The sequence below is a fragment of the Caballeronia sp. GAWG2-1 genome (assembly GCF_023631405.1).
Classification (GTDB): Bacteria; Pseudomonadota; Gammaproteobacteria; order Burkholderiales; family Burkholderiaceae; genus Caballeronia.
In genome coordinates this window covers 158,864-175,280 of sequence record NZ_JALQDD010000040.1, presented here as the reverse complement: position 1 = coordinate 175,280, position 16,417 = coordinate 158,864, and the positions used below count along the sequence as shown (strand labels likewise).

Annotated in this window: 13 protein-coding genes and 1 tRNA gene; 9 read left to right on the top strand and 5 right to left on the bottom strand. The window is 62.7% G+C overall.

Annotated features, from left to right (window positions below; all coding sequences use genetic code 11):
* The first annotated feature begins 77 nt into the window (after positions 1-77).
* A complete protein-coding gene (locus tag NCR98_RS27780; protein ID WP_250527963.1) occupies positions 78-1,001 on the top strand; it encodes a LysR family transcriptional regulator in 924 nt (307 codons plus the stop codon).
* 58 nt (positions 1,002-1,059) lie between these two features.
* Here NCR98_RS27780 and NCR98_RS27775 read toward each other — a convergent pair whose 3' ends face one another.
* The 4 genes from NCR98_RS27775 to NCR98_RS27760 form a co-directional block, all read right to left on the bottom strand.
* The gene (locus NCR98_RS27775; protein WP_250527962.1) at positions 1,060-2,376 is read right to left on the bottom strand and encodes an MFS transporter; all 1,317 of its coding nucleotides are present in this window, start codon (positions 2,374-2,376) and stop codon (positions 1,060-1,062) included.
* Positions 2,377-2,601: 225 nt separating this feature from the next.
* Positions 2,602-4,158, bottom strand: a complete 1,557-nt coding sequence (locus tag NCR98_RS27770) for a methyl-accepting chemotaxis protein (protein WP_284503442.1) — start codon at positions 4,156-4,158, stop codon at positions 2,602-2,604.
* Positions 4,159-4,348: 190 nt separating this feature from the next.
* Positions 4,349-5,323 (bottom strand): glycosyltransferase family 2 protein, encoded by a 975-nt coding sequence (locus NCR98_RS27765; RefSeq protein WP_250527961.1) that lies wholly within the window; start codon positions 5,321-5,323, stop codon positions 4,349-4,351.
* 229 nt (positions 5,324-5,552) lie between these two features.
* Positions 5,553-6,314 carry a DUF899 domain-containing protein gene (locus NCR98_RS27760; protein ID WP_250527960.1) on the bottom strand — a complete coding sequence of 254 codons (762 nt, stop codon included), beginning with the start codon at positions 6,312-6,314 and terminating at the stop codon, positions 5,553-5,555.
* 101 nt (positions 6,315-6,415) lie between these two features.
* On the opposite strand from NCR98_RS27760, the gene NCR98_RS27755 reads away from it, so the two are divergent.
* The 5 genes from NCR98_RS27755 to NCR98_RS27735 all read left to right on the top strand — a co-directional run bounded on the left by NCR98_RS27755 (position 6,416) and on the right by NCR98_RS27735 (position 13,279).
* The gene (locus NCR98_RS27755; protein ID WP_250527959.1) at positions 6,416-7,636 is read left to right on the top strand and encodes a helix-turn-helix domain-containing protein; all 1,221 of its coding nucleotides are present in this window, start codon (positions 6,416-6,418) and stop codon (positions 7,634-7,636) included.
* A 41-nt stretch (positions 7,637-7,677) separates the two neighbouring features.
* Positions 7,678-8,316 carry a Vgb family protein gene (locus NCR98_RS27750; protein ID WP_250527958.1) on the top strand — a complete coding sequence of 213 codons (639 nt, stop codon included), beginning with the start codon at positions 7,678-7,680 and terminating at the stop codon, positions 8,314-8,316.
* A gap of 161 nt (positions 8,317-8,477) precedes the next feature.
* Positions 8,478-10,595, top strand: coding sequence for a hybrid sensor histidine kinase/response regulator (locus NCR98_RS27745; protein WP_250527957.1), 2,118 nt, complete (start codon positions 8,478-8,480; stop codon positions 10,593-10,595).
* A gap of 141 nt (positions 10,596-10,736) precedes the next feature.
* Positions 10,737-12,971, top strand: a complete 2,235-nt coding sequence (locus NCR98_RS27740) for a putative bifunctional diguanylate cyclase/phosphodiesterase (RefSeq protein WP_250527956.1) — start codon at positions 10,737-10,739, stop codon at positions 12,969-12,971.
* 89 nt (positions 12,972-13,060) lie between these two features.
* Positions 13,061-13,279, top strand: coding sequence for a hypothetical protein (locus tag NCR98_RS27735; RefSeq protein WP_250527955.1), 219 nt, complete (start codon positions 13,061-13,063; stop codon positions 13,277-13,279).
* A 76-nt stretch (positions 13,280-13,355) separates the two neighbouring features.
* On the opposite strand, the gene NCR98_RS27730 is transcribed toward NCR98_RS27735, so the two are convergent.
* Positions 13,356-13,432 (bottom strand) — tRNA-Val (locus NCR98_RS27730).
* Positions 13,433-13,612: 180 nt separating this feature from the next.
* Here NCR98_RS27730 and NCR98_RS27725 point away from each other — a divergent pair.
* From NCR98_RS27725 to NCR98_RS27715, 3 genes are all read left to right on the top strand, one after another.
* The gene (locus NCR98_RS27725; protein WP_244830045.1) at positions 13,613-14,011 is read left to right on the top strand and encodes a VOC family protein; all 399 of its coding nucleotides are present in this window, start codon (positions 13,613-13,615) and stop codon (positions 14,009-14,011) included.
* A 62-nt stretch (positions 14,012-14,073) separates the two neighbouring features.
* Positions 14,074-14,721, top strand: coding sequence for a twin-arginine translocation signal domain-containing protein (locus tag NCR98_RS27720; RefSeq protein ID WP_244830046.1), 648 nt, complete (start codon positions 14,074-14,076; stop codon positions 14,719-14,721).
* A gap of 81 nt (positions 14,722-14,802) precedes the next feature.
* Complete coding sequence (locus tag NCR98_RS27715) at positions 14,803-16,386, top strand: GMC family oxidoreductase (RefSeq protein ID WP_250510757.1); 1,584 nt, start codon at positions 14,803-14,805, stop codon at positions 16,384-16,386.
* Positions 16,387-16,417: the final 31 nt, after the last annotated feature.

Below are 16,417 nucleotides of genomic sequence, written 5' to 3'. Positions count from 1 at the left end.
AACTGACTATTGAATAATTTGCATCGGGTTATTTCCTGCGGTTATCGCGGGAAAGCGCTCACAGGGTTATCGCCGACATGATTGCGCCTGCCAATACCATCCGCAAACGCCTGCGCTTGCGTCATCTTCAACTGATGATGGCGCTCTCTGAAACAGAGTCTCTGCGCAGCGCCGCCGACGAACTCGCCATGACGCAGCCCGCCGCGACCAAGGCGTTGAAGGAACTGGAGGAGACCATGGGCGCGTCGCTGTTCGTGCGGCATGCGCGCGGCATGCAGGCCACGGTATATGGCGAAGCGGTCATGCGTTATGCGCGCGTGGTGTTCGAAGACCTCGACGAGTTGCGCGAAGAACTCGCGGCCATCGAAGCGGGGGATATCGGCAAAGTGCGGATTGGCGCGGTCATGGCGCCCGCGCCCGAGCTGTTGACGAAAGTGATCGTACAGTTGAAGGACGCGCATCCGCGTCTGCATATCACCGTGCAGATCGATACCAGCGATGTGCTCGTGCAAGCCTTGCAGCAGGACCAACTGGATATCGTGGTCGGGCGCATTCCCTACGGGTTTCCCGCCAACGACTTGAGTTTCGAAACGCTTGCCGAAGAGGCATTGGCGATTGTCGCGCGGCCCGGGCATCCAGTGTTCGAATCGACCGGACGCCCGAAACTGGATGAGCTCGCGGGGTATGCGTGGATCGTGCAGCCGCATCCGAGCCCGATGCGCGAGATCATCGATCAGACTTTCAGGGAGTCACGCGTCGCACCGCCGGTAAGCACCGTCGAGACGTCTTCCATTCTCACGACGCTTTCGCTGTTGCGCGATTCGGATATGTTGGCGGTGCTGCCGAGTTCGGTTGCCGATTACTACGCTTCGCTCGACACCATCGGTTCCATTGCCACGCCGTTGCGTGGACGGCTCGCGCCTTATGGGTTGATCCTGCGCAGTAACCGGCGCATCAGTCCGGCTACGCAACTGGTCATCGAGGCGATTCGGGCAGCCTAGTTAGGGCGACGGCGCGGCCGCGTCATGCGTGTCGAGCGCGAGACGCCGTCGCCGTCCGTCATCGGCGATCCGCGAATGCCAGTTTCCCTTCGGCATCGCGCAACGAGGAATCGGCATCGTTCGCCGGATCGAGTTCGATATCGGGTCGCATGAAGAACGTCATCACGATACCCACCGCAAGCAGTCCCAGCGAGCCGCCGAACGGCAAGGTCCAGCTTCCGGTGCGGTCCACGATGAAGCCGAACACGATCGGCGAGAAGATGCCCGCAATGGCCGATCCCGCATTGACGAGCCCGCTCGCAATCCCGACGTGCTTGGGCGTGATGTCCATCGGCACGGCCCAGATGGGACCGATGGTCATTTCGAGGAAGAAGAACGACAGACTCATGCAGCCTGCCATGACGGGCAAGGACTTCACCACCATGACGGGCGCGAGAAAGATCAACGCGCCGAGAAATGCGACGATGATCATGTTGCGCCGCGCGGCGACCACGTTGCCGGTGCGTTTGAGAATACGGTCGGAGATCACGCCGCCCGCCGTATTACCCACGACGCCCGAGAGAAACACGCCCGCTGAAAAAAGCGCCGAGCTCTTGAGATCGAGGCCGCGTCCGTGCATGAAGAACGTCGGCAGCCACGTGAAGAAGAGCCAGCCTGTCCAGCCGTAGCAGAAGTAGACCATCATGGTCGGCCCGATGCGCTTGATGAGACGTCCCCACGGCGTCGGCTCGCGGGTCTTCTCCACGGCCGCCTTATTCTCGGGCGGCAGCTCGGCGATCTCCTCGGCCGTGATGTGTCGATGCTTGCGCGGGTTATCGGCGAAGTACCACGCGTAGACCAGCACCCAGACCGCGGTCAGCGCGCCCACCAGAATGAACGATGCACGCCACGACGCGAAGGCGACGAGAATCGCGATCAGCGGCGGCGTCAGCGCATTGCCCAGGCGCGAGAACGAATGCGTGAGCCCTTGCACGAAGCCGCGCTTTTGCGCCGGATACCAGTTGACTAGCGCGCGGGCCTGCGCCGGAAGCGCCGCGCCCTCGCCGACACCGAGCAGCATGCGCGCGCAGAAGAGCGATACGACGCCGCCCGCGAAGCCCGTCGCGACCGTGGCGACGATCCAGATCGACGCGCACAGCACCAGCGTGGTCTTCGCGCCGAAGCGATCGCTCACCCATCCGCCGATTACCTGGCAGATCGCATAGGTGTAGGCGAAGGCGCCGAACACGAAGCCGATATCGGTATTGCTCAGATGAAGATCATCGCGAATCAGGCCTGCCGCGGCGGACAGGTTGACGCGATCGAGATACATGATGAAAGACATCGCGCACATGAGCGCGAGGACCGACCGGGTGACCTTGGGTCGATGGAACATAGCGTGTCTCCTCCGAGGCTTGTGCGCTTCATGCGCGCTCTTATCGAGGGCGAATCGTGTATCGATCCGACGTCCGAAGTCTGGAGAAAACAGCGATAGCCGTCTATTGAATTTGCCTTATGAGGCGATTACCACAGGTTATGTCCTTGAAAGCGGCTTCGAAAAAATGCAGCGGCCCGCGCTTCCTTGAGAAGACGCGGGCCGTCAGGGTGAACCAGTAGACGATCAAGCGGCGATGCGTGCGCCTTCGTCATGAAGACGGAAGATTTCGACTGCGGTACGCAACGCGCCCGCCTGATCTTCGAGCGACTGCGCCGCTGCCGCCGCTTCCTCGACGAGCGCCGCGTTCTGCTGCGTCACTTCGTCCATTTGCGTCACGGCGCGCGCCACTTGTTCGATACCGCTCGATTGTTCTTCTGATGCCGCCGCGATCTCGCCCATGATGTCGGTCACGCGCTGCACGGCGTTGCTGATGTCGTTCATCGTGCGGCCGGCTTCATCGACGAGCGCCGCGCCGGATTGCACGCGTTCGACGGAGGTATCGATCAGTTCCTTGATCTCCTTCGCCGCCGCCGACGAGCGTTGCGCGAGCGAGCGCACTTCGCCTGCCACGACCGCGAAGCCGCGTCCTTCTTCACCTGCACGCGCCGCTTCCACGGCTGCGTTGAGCGCGAGAATGTTGGTCTGGAACGCGATGCCTTCGATGATCGCGATGATGTCCGCGATCTTCGTCGAGCTCTGGTTGATCTCGCCCATCGTGGTCACCACTTGCGACACCACATGGCTGCCCTTGCCCGCGATCTCCGATGCATTGGCAGCCAGCACGCTCGCCTGGCGCGCGTTGTCGGCGTTCTGTTTGACCGTGCCCGTGAGCTCATCCATGCTCGACGCGGTTTCCTGCAATGCCGACGCCTGTTCCTCGGTGCGCGAGGACAAGTCCACGTTGCCCGCCGCAATCTGCTTGGTCGCGGATGCAATCGATTCGCTACCCGAGCGCACCGAACGCACGGTTTCGACGAGGCTCGCCTGCATGGTCGAAAGCCCGCGCAGCAACTGGCCCATTTCGTCGTTCGAGGTGATGCGCACATCGCGGCGCAGGTCGCCTGCGGCAATGGCGCCGAACTGTTCGAGCGCGGCGTCGAGCGGGCGCGCAATGCGCTGGCGCAGCGAGAACCACGAATACGACGATGCAGCGAGCCCGATCACGATCGCGATGATCGACACCATGCGGAACATGGCGAAGGTCGCCTGGCTCGCGTCGTAGTCGCTTTGCGCCTGGTCGAACTGCAGCTTGCGCAACTCGACGCCGGTCTTCGCGAAGTCGTTGAACGCGGCCTGCATCGTGGCGGCGTCGGCGGTGACTTTCGCCTGGTCCTTCGCGCGCACGTCGGCATAGCCTTCGTCGAGCAGCTTCTGCATTTGCAGACGCTGCTCGTTGAATTTGTCCGCAAGCTGCTTTTCGCCGGGAGCCTGGGGCAGGGCGGCGTACTTCGTCCATGCGTCGTCGGAAGTCTTGCGCATCAGCGCGCCCCGGCCGATGGCCTCGTCCGCCGCGTTCGTGCCGATGTTCAGCGCCGCGCGATCGAAGCTCAGACGTTCGCGCGCCATGAACATTTCCGCATTGCCGACCGACACCGCGCTCGGCATTTCATTCGTGAAGAGGTCGTGGGTCGTCTCGTTGGACTTGCTCATGCCGACGAGTCCGACCAGCCCGATGCCGATGAGCAGCATGCTCAGCAGAGTCATGGCGAGGGCGAGGCGGCCCTTGATTGTGGAAAACATATTCGTCCCAAAGGTGGCTGCATCTTGTTCGCGCGCCGGCACGCGAGGATGCTCTCGCCTGCCACGCGGCCAGTGAAATGTCACCGGCCGCCTGTATAACGACCGCAACGCGATGGCCTTTAGGGAAACGGTTACCGATAACTGCGCGGCTTTGAGATCGACCGTGCGAAAACCTCGGACATTCAGCGCATCAGGGAAAACGCGGCGTGCCTGAACGCTGCCGGCTACGCATGGCGACGAGCGCGCGCACGATCAGCAAGAGGTGATAGTAGAGCCTGAGACTTGCGCCATACGTGTAGGCATCGGGATGTTCGAAGGCGACGCGCAGCGCGGCGAGCGGCGCATCGTGCCGCGCGTGCAGCGAAACGACGATCGGCGCCAACCGGCGCAACGCGATGCCGCGCGCCGCTTCGAGCGATGGATCGAGCGTCATCGCCGAAACGAACTGGTAGGCGCTAAACGCTGCCGCGCTGACCGAACCGCGCGTGCTGCGCGACACGGAAGCCGTCGTCTTGCGATAGTACGAAACGTATTCGTGCAGATAGCAGACATGCTTGGCCGCCAGACACAACTGCGCGCCGAACACGTAATCGCAGCACGCGCCGACTTCCTCGCGATACCCCACTGCCCGCACGAGCGCCGCGAGCGCCATCCAGCCATTGTTGGGGAACATTTGCACAAGACCGGTTCGTCCTGGCAGCGGCTGCATGCCTTGCGAGCGCGGTTTTCGATGGAACGCCGCATTGAGCGCCGCGCTTTTGTGGACATCGACGCGACCTTCGGGATCGACCTCGTATTGATCGCCGAACGCGACCTGCAGATGCGGATACGTCGCCCAAAGCGCCGCGAGCCGCGCGACGGCGTCGTGCACGAGATAGTCGTCGTCGTGGATCAGCATGACGAGCGCGCCCGTCGCACGCTCGAAGAGGCTCGACACATTGCGTGCTTGCCCGAGCGGCACGTCGTTGCGTACATATCGCACGCGCGCGTCGTGCGCGTAGCACGCGGTGATGAGCTGCTGCGTGAGATCGTCACGCGAGTCGTCCCCGATCAATATTTCGATGTGCGGATACTTCTGCGCGAGGCAGGAGTCGAGGCACTGTACGATCAGTTCGGGTCGGTTGCAGGTGGGCAGGCAAATGGAGACCGTCAGCGCGTTTTTCATCTTCTTCTCGCTTCGTCGTTTGTTTATATCGGCGATTTTCAGCGGCCGCTTCACAATGCGAAATCTTTCGCGTCGTTAGCAAGGTAGAAGAAAGAGGAAGAAAAATAATCCGAAAAAAATGGGTAATTAATACGGCGTTTGCGGCGGGATTCGTACGCCATACCGGTTTACGCGATTCGCGCGATTTATGCGTGCATCGCTCTGCCTAACCGGCGCGATGCCCGCGCAGTCAGTCCGGATATTCGTCGTGACGCTTCCACCAGTTGCCGGTTTCGTTGCGGCCTTTCGGCGCGCGATCGAGCCACTGATACATGCCCCAGAGACTGTCGAGACCTCGCGAGTAGGCCGAGTACGTGTGATAGACGTCGCCGTCCTGCATCGCGAAGACGCTCAAGCCTGGTCTGTCGAGCGAATACGCGGGCGCGGTCGTGCCGACATCGGCGGCGCCTTGCTTGACGGTTTCGGGCGGGTCTTTCTGATCCATCGCGTGGCGATTCTTCGCATAGTTATATTCGATGCTGCCGTCGCGCTGCTGCTCTTCGGTGAACGACACGTTGAAGTCGAAGTTGAAGTCGCCATCGTGCGCGGAGGCCCATGGGAAGTGCCATCCCATGCGCTTCTTGTAGGCCGCGAGCTTCTCGATGGGCGCGCGGGACACGCACCACAGCGCGACATCGTGATGCGCGAGATGAATGGCGAAACCGTCGAAGCCATCCGCGATCGCGGAGCAAGACGGGCAGCCCGCCTTCCAGTCCGGCCCGAACATGAAGTGATAAACGAGCAACTGCGAGCGGCCGCCGAATAGGTCAGCCAGCGTGGCGCTTCCTGTTTCCGTATCGAAGCGATAAGTCTTGTCGATGCGAACCCACGGCAACGCCTGACGTGCCGCGGCGAGTTCATCGCTTTGCCGGGTGAGTTCCTTTTCGCGCGAAAGAAGGCTCAAGCGTGCGGCCAGCCAGTCGTCGCGCGTTCCTGTCGTATGACTCGTCATCGTGCTTGTCTCCCGAGTGAGGTTTCGAAATGCACGGTGTTAGATTAGTACCGGACGCACAGCTGAGGGGAGTGACAATTGTGGCGGGAATTTGAGGCGACATGGATTCACTGATCAACGCGGCGGCGCGCGCGCTCGCGGGCGGCGACCCCCTTGGCGCGCTCAATCGTGTTGCATTGCGCGACGACGCCGCCGCGCTCGCACTGCGTGGCATCGCCATGGCGCAGCTCGGCGAGTTCGCGCGCGCTAAGACCTTGCTGCGCAGCGCGGCGCGTCGATTCGGCGCGAAGGAAGCGGTTGCGCGTTCGCGATGCGTGGTCGCCGAAGCGGAGATCGCGTTGGCATCGCGCGATCTTGCGTGGCCGCAGAAAGCGCTCGATGCCGCGCGCGTCACGCTCGAAGCGCATGGCGACCACGTCAACGCGGTCCATGCGCGCATTTTGGCGGTGCGCAGGCTCGCGTTGCTCGGCCGGTTGGACGATGCTCGGCTCTTGCTCGCATCGCTCGACGCGGTAAGTCTTCCACCGGCATCGGAGGCCGCGCGCGAACTCATTGCGGCGGCAATCTCGATACGGCGTGTGGAAACGCAGTCTGCGCGCGAAGCGTTGACGCGCGCGAGAGAGGCGGCGCATCGGTCGGGTATCGCCGCGCTCGAAGCCGAAGCGGAAAGCGCGTCGAGCGTGCTCGATGCGCCAGCGGCCAGACGTATCGCACAAGGCGAAGCGCGGCTCCTGCGGCTCGATGAAGTGGAGGCGCTGTTTGCATCGGCTGCGTTCATCGTGGATGCGTGTCGCAATGTCGTGCGCGAAGGCGGCGTCACCATTGCGCTCGCCACGCGTCCGGTGCTTTTCACGCTGGCGCGCGCGCTTGCCGAAGCATGGCCGGACGACGTGCCGCGCGACACGCTCATCGTGCGGGCGTTTCGCATGAAGCATGCGGACGACACGCATCGGGCGCGCTTGCGGGTCGAGATCGGGCGCTTGAGGACGATGCTGCAATCGCTCGCAACGGTGAGCGCGACGCCGCGCGGCTTCACGCTGACGCCGCGTCGGGCAGATGAAGTCGTCGTTCTGGCGCAGCCGACGGAAGACGCCTACGCGACGCTGCTGGCCGTTCTCGCCGATGGTCAAACGTGGTCCAGTTCGGCGCTTGCATTAGCGCTTGGATCGAGCCAGCGCACGGTACAGCGTGGGCTTACGACGCTCGCGGCGGCGGGCAAGGTTCAGGCATACGGACAAGGACGCGCGCGCCGCTGGATGACCGCACCCCTGCCCGGTTTCACGACGGCCTTGTTACTCCCCGCTGGTTTGGCCTACGACTAGCATGAAGTCTCGATCAACCAGTGAGCAAAGAGGAAGGCGACATGAAACGCGCAAAGGCGGAGATCATCCGCGAATACGGACCTTTTCCCGAAGTGGAAGGCGTGCACGGCGTGAGCTGGGACGGACAGCAAGTCTGGTTCGCCTCGGGCGATGCCCTCAACGCGCTCGACCCCGAAAGCGGCAAGACCCGACGCAAGCTCGCGGTCGCGGCGCACGCGGGCACGGCCTTCGATGGCGAGCATCTGTATCAGATTGCCGAGGACCGCATTCAAAAGGTCGATCCAAAAACCGGCGAGGTCGTCTCGACCATTCCCGCTCCCGGCGGTGGCGCCGATTCCGGTCTCGCGTGGGCGGAAGGCACGCTCTGGGTCGGACAATATCGCGAGCGCAAGATTCATCAAGTCGATCCGGGCGATGGCAAAATTCTACGCACCATCGATTCCGATCGCTTCGTCACGGGCGTCACCTGGGTCGATGGCGAACTCTGGCACGCCACGTGGGAAAGCGACGCGAGCGAACTGCGACGCATCGACCCGGCCACCGGCGAAGTCTTCGAGCGGCTCGACATGCCGGAAGGCGTGGGCGTCTCGGGACTCGAATCGGACGGCTGCGAGCGCTTTTTTTGCGGCGGCGGGCGCACAGGCAAGATAAGAGCCGTGAAAAAGCCGAAGCCAGAATGATGCACCGGCGCTGTGCCGAAACCGTCAAGCCTCGAGTCGAAGACCAGGCATCCCCCTTGCGAACACGCTACTCCGACATTTCGCGCGCCGCGAATTAGCTTTACTCTGTCGGATTGGTGCGCGCCCTTCGCGCATCGTTCAAAGGAAAAGGATTCCCCGATTTGGATTCGACTTTTTTCGGTCGCCCTCAACTCGATTCATGGGTCGGCGAAACGGCGCGCTTCATACGCGATTTCGACTGGCGCAAAACGCCGTTGGGCCCGATCAACGACTGGCCGCCGGTCTTGCGGTCGGTCGTGCAGGTCATGCTGCCCAACGCATTGCCGATGGCCCTGCTTTGGGGCGACGAAGGCACGCTCGTCTACAACGAAGCCTATGCGAAGTTCTCGGGTGTGCGGCATCCGGGCATCCTCGGCATGGCTATCGAGAAGGCATGGCCCGAGGCGGCGGATTTCAACCGTAACGTGATCGATTCGGGCATGCGCGGCGAGTCGCTGACTTACCGCGACACGCGCTTCGTGCTGGCGCGCGAGCACGATCCCGTCGAAACATGGCTCGATCTGCACTACAGCCCGGTTGCATCGGATGAAGGCGTGCCGGTGGGCGTGCTTGCAGTCGTCGTCGAGACGACCGAGCGCGTGCTGCTCGAACGCAATCGCAGTGCGGCCGAAGCGGCGTTTCGCGGAACCAACGAGCGGCTGCAACTCGCGTTGAATTCGGGCGCCGTGCGCGGCACCTTCGTATGGGAAATCACGCAAAACCGCGTGAAGGGCGACGAACGTTTCGCGCGCACTTTCCTCTTCTCGCTTCAGGAAGTGGAAACCGGCTTGCCGATCGAGGCGGCGCTCGAGATCATCCATCCGGACGACCGCGGACGCGTGACTTCGCTGATCGCCGCGACCTTGCGCGATGGCGCGCCGTATCGCGCCGAATATCGCATCCGCACGCCGGACGAGGGCTGGATCTGGATTCTCGCGTCCGGCCGCTGCGAATACGACGAAGCCGGAGCGCCGCAGCGGTTTCCCGGCGTGATCGTCGATATCAACGACCGCAAGATCGCCGAAGAAAGCCTCAAGGAACTGACGCGCGGTCTCGAAGACAAGATTTCCGAAGCCGTTGCGGCGCGCACCGCGGTCGAGGCGCAATTGCGTCAAAGCCTGAAGATGGAAGCGCTCGGCGCGATGACGGGCGGGGTCGCGCACGACTTCAACAACACGCTGCAGGCCATCAGCGGCAATTTGCAATTGATGCAGTATCTGCCGCCGACCGACCCGCGCGTGCCCGAACGCGTTCAGGCTGCGCTGGACGCCGTGCAGCGCGGCGCGACGCTCGCCTCGCAACTGCTGTCGTTTGCGCGGCGGCAGCCGCTCTCGCCGGTGGTCATCAATCCGCAGCGGCTTTTTGCCGAGTTGCGCGAACTTCTGCAGCACGCGGTGGGCGCGTCGGTGGTGATCGGCGCCGCGTTGCCGGAACAGGCGTGGAATTTCTGCGTCGACCGCAATCAGCTGGAGAACGCGCTGCTCAATCTCGCGATCAACGCGCGCGACGCCATTAGCGGCGATGGCCGGCTCACGCTCACGTGTTCGAACGAGTCGCTGGATCACGCCGCGTGTGAGGGCAACGACCTGCGTCCCGGCGAGTACGTGCGTCTTTCCGTATCCGATACGGGCACGGGCATGCCGCCCGATGTCCTCGAACGCGCCTTCGAGCCATTCTTCACCACCAAGCCGGAAGGACACGGGACGGGGCTCGGCTTGTCGATGGTGTTCGGCTTCGTCAAGCAGTCGGGCGGCCATATCCATGTGTCGAGCACGGTGGATGTCGGCACGACGGTGGAGATCTACTTTCCGCGCAGTTACGACGACGAGACCTCGTCGGCCGAAGCGGGCAGCATTCCCACGCACACGGGCAGCGCAACCGTGCTCGTCGTCGACGATGACGTCGCCGTGCTCTCCTCGACGGTCGCGATTCTCGAAGCCATGCATTACACCGTGCTCAAGGCCGCAAGCGGCGACGCGGCGATGAGCGTGCTGGAAAGCGGAATCGGCGTGGACGTGATCCTGACCGACGTGGTGATGCCGGGCAAGGTGAAATGCGCCGATCTCGCCGAATGGGCGTTCGCCCAGCCGCAGCCGGTGCCGGTGATCTACGCGTCCGGCTATACCCGCGACATCATCTCGCGCGACGGCGTGCTGCGACCCAACGTGACGCTGCTGAACAAGCCTTATCGGGCGGAGCAACTGGCGAAGGAAATTGCGTCGGTGTTGAAACGCGAGTGAGCGCGCTTTCCATCCCATCTAAAGTATTTACCGATCCCGCCGTTATGCATCAGTAAGATAAACCAAAAGCAACAGCAACAGCGGACGGGGTCGAAGGTGCAGGGCAGAGCGTCTGATTTTCTCGGGATCATCGGCGAAAGCGTGGCCGGCGAATCTCACTATGTCGAATGCACACGGCGCCTGGACGGCTTTGGAGCCGCGTTCTTCGGCGTCTTGCTGGTCGCCGCGGTGACGCCTTTCATTCCGCTGCCGTGGAACCTGCTGCTCGCGGCCATCGCCATCGCGGCGGTCGCCGTGATCCAGCAGATGCAGCGCGCGCACCGGCAGATCTTCGTCGCGCGTCAGCTCTCGAATGGTCTTCTCTCCATCGCGGACGACTGCATCAAGCTTTTGAGTCCGGAAGGCAAGGTCGTCTGCATCTCCGAAGTCGGCCAGCGCCTGATCGAAGCGCGCGCCGCCGACGATGTCGTCGGCATCGACTGGCTCGCGCTCTGGGACGGCCCCGACGCGCGCCGCGCTTTCGAACGCGCCAAGGCCGGCGAATCCACGTCCTTTACCGGCGCGTGCTGCACCATGCGCGGCAATCTGCGCTGGTGGACTTCCACTTTCGCGCCGGTCTACGGCGAGTTCGGCAAGCTGATAGCGGTACTTTGCAAGTCGCGCGACATCACGGCGGAGCGCACGCTCATTGATGAGTTGCGGGGCAAGGCGCGCGTGCAGAAGGACATGGAAGATCACGTCGATGCCGTGTTCTGGACCGCGAGCCACGACTTCCGCGAACTGCTGCATGTGAGTTCGGCATTCGAGCGCATGTGGGAAATGCCCGTGTCCGCGCTCGAAGCGGACGAGACCGCATGGTCGCAGCGCGTACATCCCGAGGATATCGCCGGGCTGCGCACGCAGATGCGCGCCGCCGTCAACACGGCCATGCCCGCGCAAAGCTATTTCCGTTTGCGCTTGCCAGAGGAACGCACGCGCTGGGTTCGCGCGGATATCTATCCCGTCAGCGAAGACGGCGCGGTGTCGCGCGTGGTGAGCGTTTGCGTCGATGCCACCGAGGAGCGCAACCGGCTTCAGCAATTGCATCGCCTGGCGAACATCGACAGCCTCACGGGTCTTCATAATCGCAACGCGATCGTCGAGGCGCTCGACGCGCGCTGCGCATCGGGCGAGCCGTTCGCTTATCTCTTCGTCGATATCGACCGCTTCAAGTCCATCAACGACACCGCCGGCCACACCGCCGGCGACACCGTGCTCAAAGCCCTGGCCTCGCGCATTCAGGAAGCGCTGCCGCCCGATGCAATCGTCGCGCGGCCGGGCGGCGACGAGTTCACCGTGATCCTGCCGGGCGCGTTCGATCACGAACAAATCGCGCGGGCGTGCCGACGGCTTGCCATTGCGTGTCATCGCCCGATAGCGATGGATTGCAAGAGCATCGCGATGACCTGTTCGATCGGCGTGGCGCTCTTTCCCGAGCACGGCAGTTCGCCCGAGTCGCTCTTCATCAGCGCCGACATGGCCATGTACGCGGCCAAACGCGCGGGCCGCAACACGTTCCGCGTGTTCGGCGAGCGCGAGAAGGACGAACTGGCGCGTGCGCATCTCGAATCCGAACTGTTGAACGCGATTCGCCAGAACCAGTTCCTGCTGCATTTTCAGCCGCAATATCGCGTGGATTCCGGCACGCTCGTGGGCGTGGAAGCGCTGTTGCGCTGGAATCATCCGCTGCTCGGTCTGCTCGGTCCGGGCGCGTTCGTGCCGATGCTCGAAGAGAGCGGCTTGATCGTCGAAGCGGGGCACTGGATCATTCGCGAAGCCGTGCAGGCGGCGTCCCGACTCTCGCATGCAATGCCCGCCGTGCATTCGATGGCGGTGAACGTATCGCCGAAACAGTTCCGCGATCCGCGTCTCGTCTCCGTGCTTAGGCACGCGATCAAGCGATGCTGTATCGACCCGAACAACGTCACGCTGGAAATTACGGAGTCGGCGCTGATCGAAAACGTCGACGATGCACAGGACGTGCTGTCGAAAGTGCGCGAGATGGGCGTGCGGATTGCCATCGACGATTTCGGCACCGGCTATTCGAGTCTCAACTATCTAACGCGTTTCAGGCCCGACGTGCTGAAGCTCGACAAGTCTTTCGTCGATAACATCGCCACCGACGAGATGATGCGCATCGTGGTGGAAGGCGTGATCGAGCTCGCGCATAAGCTCGGTGTGACGGTCGTCGCGGAAGGCGTGGAAACGGCAGAGCAGCTGGACTGTCTGCGCGAGGCGGGTTGCGACAAGGTGCAGGGCTATTTGCTGAGCCGGCCGGTCCCGCTCGACTCGCTGCTCAAGACAGTCACGAAAGTGCAGCGGCTGGCAGCGGGCTGACGCTGCGGCCTGCTTGTCGGCACGGCTCGCAGGCGGGTATACAATCGACTTGTTTATCTGTCGCGCGTTCGAATGCGCCTGCCGCCATCATGGAAACTCCATCGACCAAGGAAACGCCCAAGAAGCGGATGTCTCCCGTCATGCTCAACGTGCTGACCGCGCTCGTTGGCATCGTCACGCTTGGCGTGGGTATCGGCTGGCTGATCTATAGCTGGGTCGTGGATCTGGAAGTGCCTTACTTCGCCATTCCGCTCGTGCTCACCGTGCCGGTGATCGCCGCTGTCGCGTTCCGTAACTGCTGGGACTGAAAACACTCGATCTGATCGACAAAAAAAACGCCGCGTTCTTATACGCGGCGTTTTTTTCTTGATGCAATGCATTCGTTGGTAGGCTCGATTGGATTCGAACCAACGACCCCCACCATGTCAAGGTGGTGCTCTAACCAACTGAGCTACGAGCCTGTGGAGCGGCGGATTATAGAGAGCGGCATCGCAATGCACAAGAGCGCACGCAAAAATTTTTGCGGCGGCGCGGCAGGCTTTCAATTCGCCTCTCAGGGCAAGTCCCGAGTCGGCTATTTAGCCGGGCATTACCTTGACCCCAAGCGTCTCCCTAAACTTGCGTCACAAGGAGGAGACGCCATGTCAAAGCTGATCCACACGATGATTCGTGTGCAGGACCTCGACCGCTCGCTGCGCTTTTACCAGAACGCGCTGAATCTCGAGACGGCGCACCGGCTGGACTTCCCGGACTTCACGCTCGTCTATTTGCGTAACGACGAAACCGACGCTGAAATCGAACTCACGTGGAACAAGGGACGCGCCGAGCCCTACACCCATGGCGATGGCTACGGACACGTCGCCGTGAGTGTCGCGGATGCCAAGGCCGAGCGTGAGCGTCTCATCGAACTGGGCATGACGCCCAACGACCTGCGCGAATTCCGCGACGACGACGGCGCGCTCATCGCCCGTTACTTCTTCATTCAGGACCCGGACGGATACAAGATCGAAGTGCTGGAGCGGCACGGCCATTATCAGTAACACGATTTCGAGCAGCGCATACACATAAATAAGCTGTTGCAGTACCCCACAAGGAGATAGACATGCGAGACACGATCATTCCGATCGTCGCGCCGCGGCGGGCGGGCGACGTCATCGAGGCGGGCGTGCGGCACTCGGAAACGCAAGCCGCGCCGCCTAAAATTGCGTTGACACGACGCGAATTCCTGCGCGGTTCGGGCGTGCTGGTCGGCACGCTCGCCGTAACCTCGGTGTTCGCGAGCCTGGCGCCAAGCCGCGTGTGGGCGCTCGAACTGCAAGGGTTCGACACGCATCAGGGCGAAGTGTTGCTTGCGTTCACGCGCCAGGTGTTTCCGCATCCCACGCTGGACAACGCCGTGTATGCGCTCGTCGTCAAAGACCTCGACGCGAAGGCCAAGGCCGATCCGGCCGTGCGTCAACAACTCGCCGATGGCATCGGCAAGCTCGATGCCGGCGCCGGTTCCGACTGGACCAAACGCGCCGCGGCGGACCAGGCAAAGGATGTCGCGGCGCTTGCCGGCACACCGTTCTTCGAAACCATTCGCAGCACCGCGGTCGTCTCGCTCTACAGCAACGCGATGGCGTATGCGCACTTCGGTTATGGGGCATCGAAGGGAGACGGAGGCTATCTCTATCAGGGCTTCAACAATCTGTCATGGCTGCCGGACCCGCCGGTCGCCGCAAGCGGACCGATTCCGAAAGACGGCTGATTGCGCGCGGATCGAAACGACATCGGGCGAGCAGGCAGCAGCGCCGACTCTCGCGATACAGCGGACACAGCGGAGACAGACATGTACGCAGGCAACAAGGTGCAGTTCAAGCAGAGCGACGACCATGTGGTCGTCATCATCGGTTCCGGCGCGGGCGGCGGGACGCTCGCCAACGAACTTGCGCAGAAAGGGATCGACGTGGTGGTGTTGGAAGCGGGCGGCTCGCATACGCAAAGCGATTTTTCGACGGAGGAATGGAACGCGTTTCAAATGCTGTCGTGGCTCGACAAGCGCACGACGTCCGGGTCGTGGCGCGTGGCGAAGGACTTCCCGAATCTGCCCGCATGGATCTGCAAGACGGTGGGCGGCACCACCGTGCACTGGGCGGGCGCGAGCCTGCGCATCCAGCCGTGGGAGTTCAAGGCGAAGTCCACGTATGGCGATATCAAGGACGCGAACCTGCTCGACTGGCCCGTCACGCGCGACGAGCTGAACCCGTACTACGACCGCGCAGAGAAGAAGCTGGGTGTCACGCGCACCAACGGTTTCCCCGGACTGCCCGGCAACAACAACTTCAAGGTGATGTCGGCGGGCGCGGAGAAGGTCGGATACAAGGAATGCAACACCGGCCACATGGCGATCAACAGCACCGTGCGCGACGACCGCGCGCATTGCTTCCAGCGTGGCTTCTGCTTTCAAGGCTGCCGCATGGGCGCGAAGTGGTCGACGCTCTATACCGAACTGCCGCGCGCGCAGGCCACGGGGCACATGGAGTTGCGCACGCAGGCGCACGTGGTGCGCATTGAACACGATGCGCGCGGCAAGGCGAGCGGCGTCGTCTACTACGACGCGAGCGGCAAGCTGCAACGTCAGAAAGCGCGCGTCGTCGCGGTGGCGGGCAATTCCATCGAGACGCCGCGCCTCTTGCTGAACTCGCAATCGAGCAAGTTTCCGGACGGGCTCGCGAACGGCTCGGGACAGGTGGGCCGCAACTATATGCGCCACACGACGGGTTCGGTCTACGGCGTGTTCGAAGACAAGGTCGAGATGTTCAAGGGCACGACGATGGCGGGCATCATCGAGGATGAAGCCGTGTTCGATCCCAAGCGCGGTTTCGCGGGTGGCTACCATCTGGAAACGGTGTCGCTCGGTCTGCCGTTTTATGCTGCTTTCGTGGATCCGGGCGCGTGGGGTCCGAGCTTCGCGCAGACCATGGATCAGTACGCTTACACAGCCGGCATGTGGATCGTCGGCGAGGACATGCCGCGCGAGACGAATCGCGTGACGCTCAATTCGGACGTGAAGGATCAATACGGCCAGCCGGTGGCGAACGTCCATTTCGACGATCATCCGAACGACCAAGCAATGCGCGAGCATGCCTACAAGCAGGGCAGCGCCGTGTACGAAGCGGCCGGCGCGAAGATGACGTATCGCGTGCCGCCGTATCCATCGACGCACAATCTCGGCACGGCCCGCATGAGCGCGCGCGCCGAGGACGGCGTGTGCAACAAGCATGGCCAGACCCACGAGGTTGCGAACCTGTATATCTCCGACGGCAGCCAGTTCACGACGGGCGCGGCGGAAAATCCGACGCTCACCATCGTGACGCTCGCGATCCGGCAGGCGGATTACATCGCGGGACAGATGAACGCGCGCCGCGTTTGAATGGATGCACTAATGCCTGCCATGCTTCCGG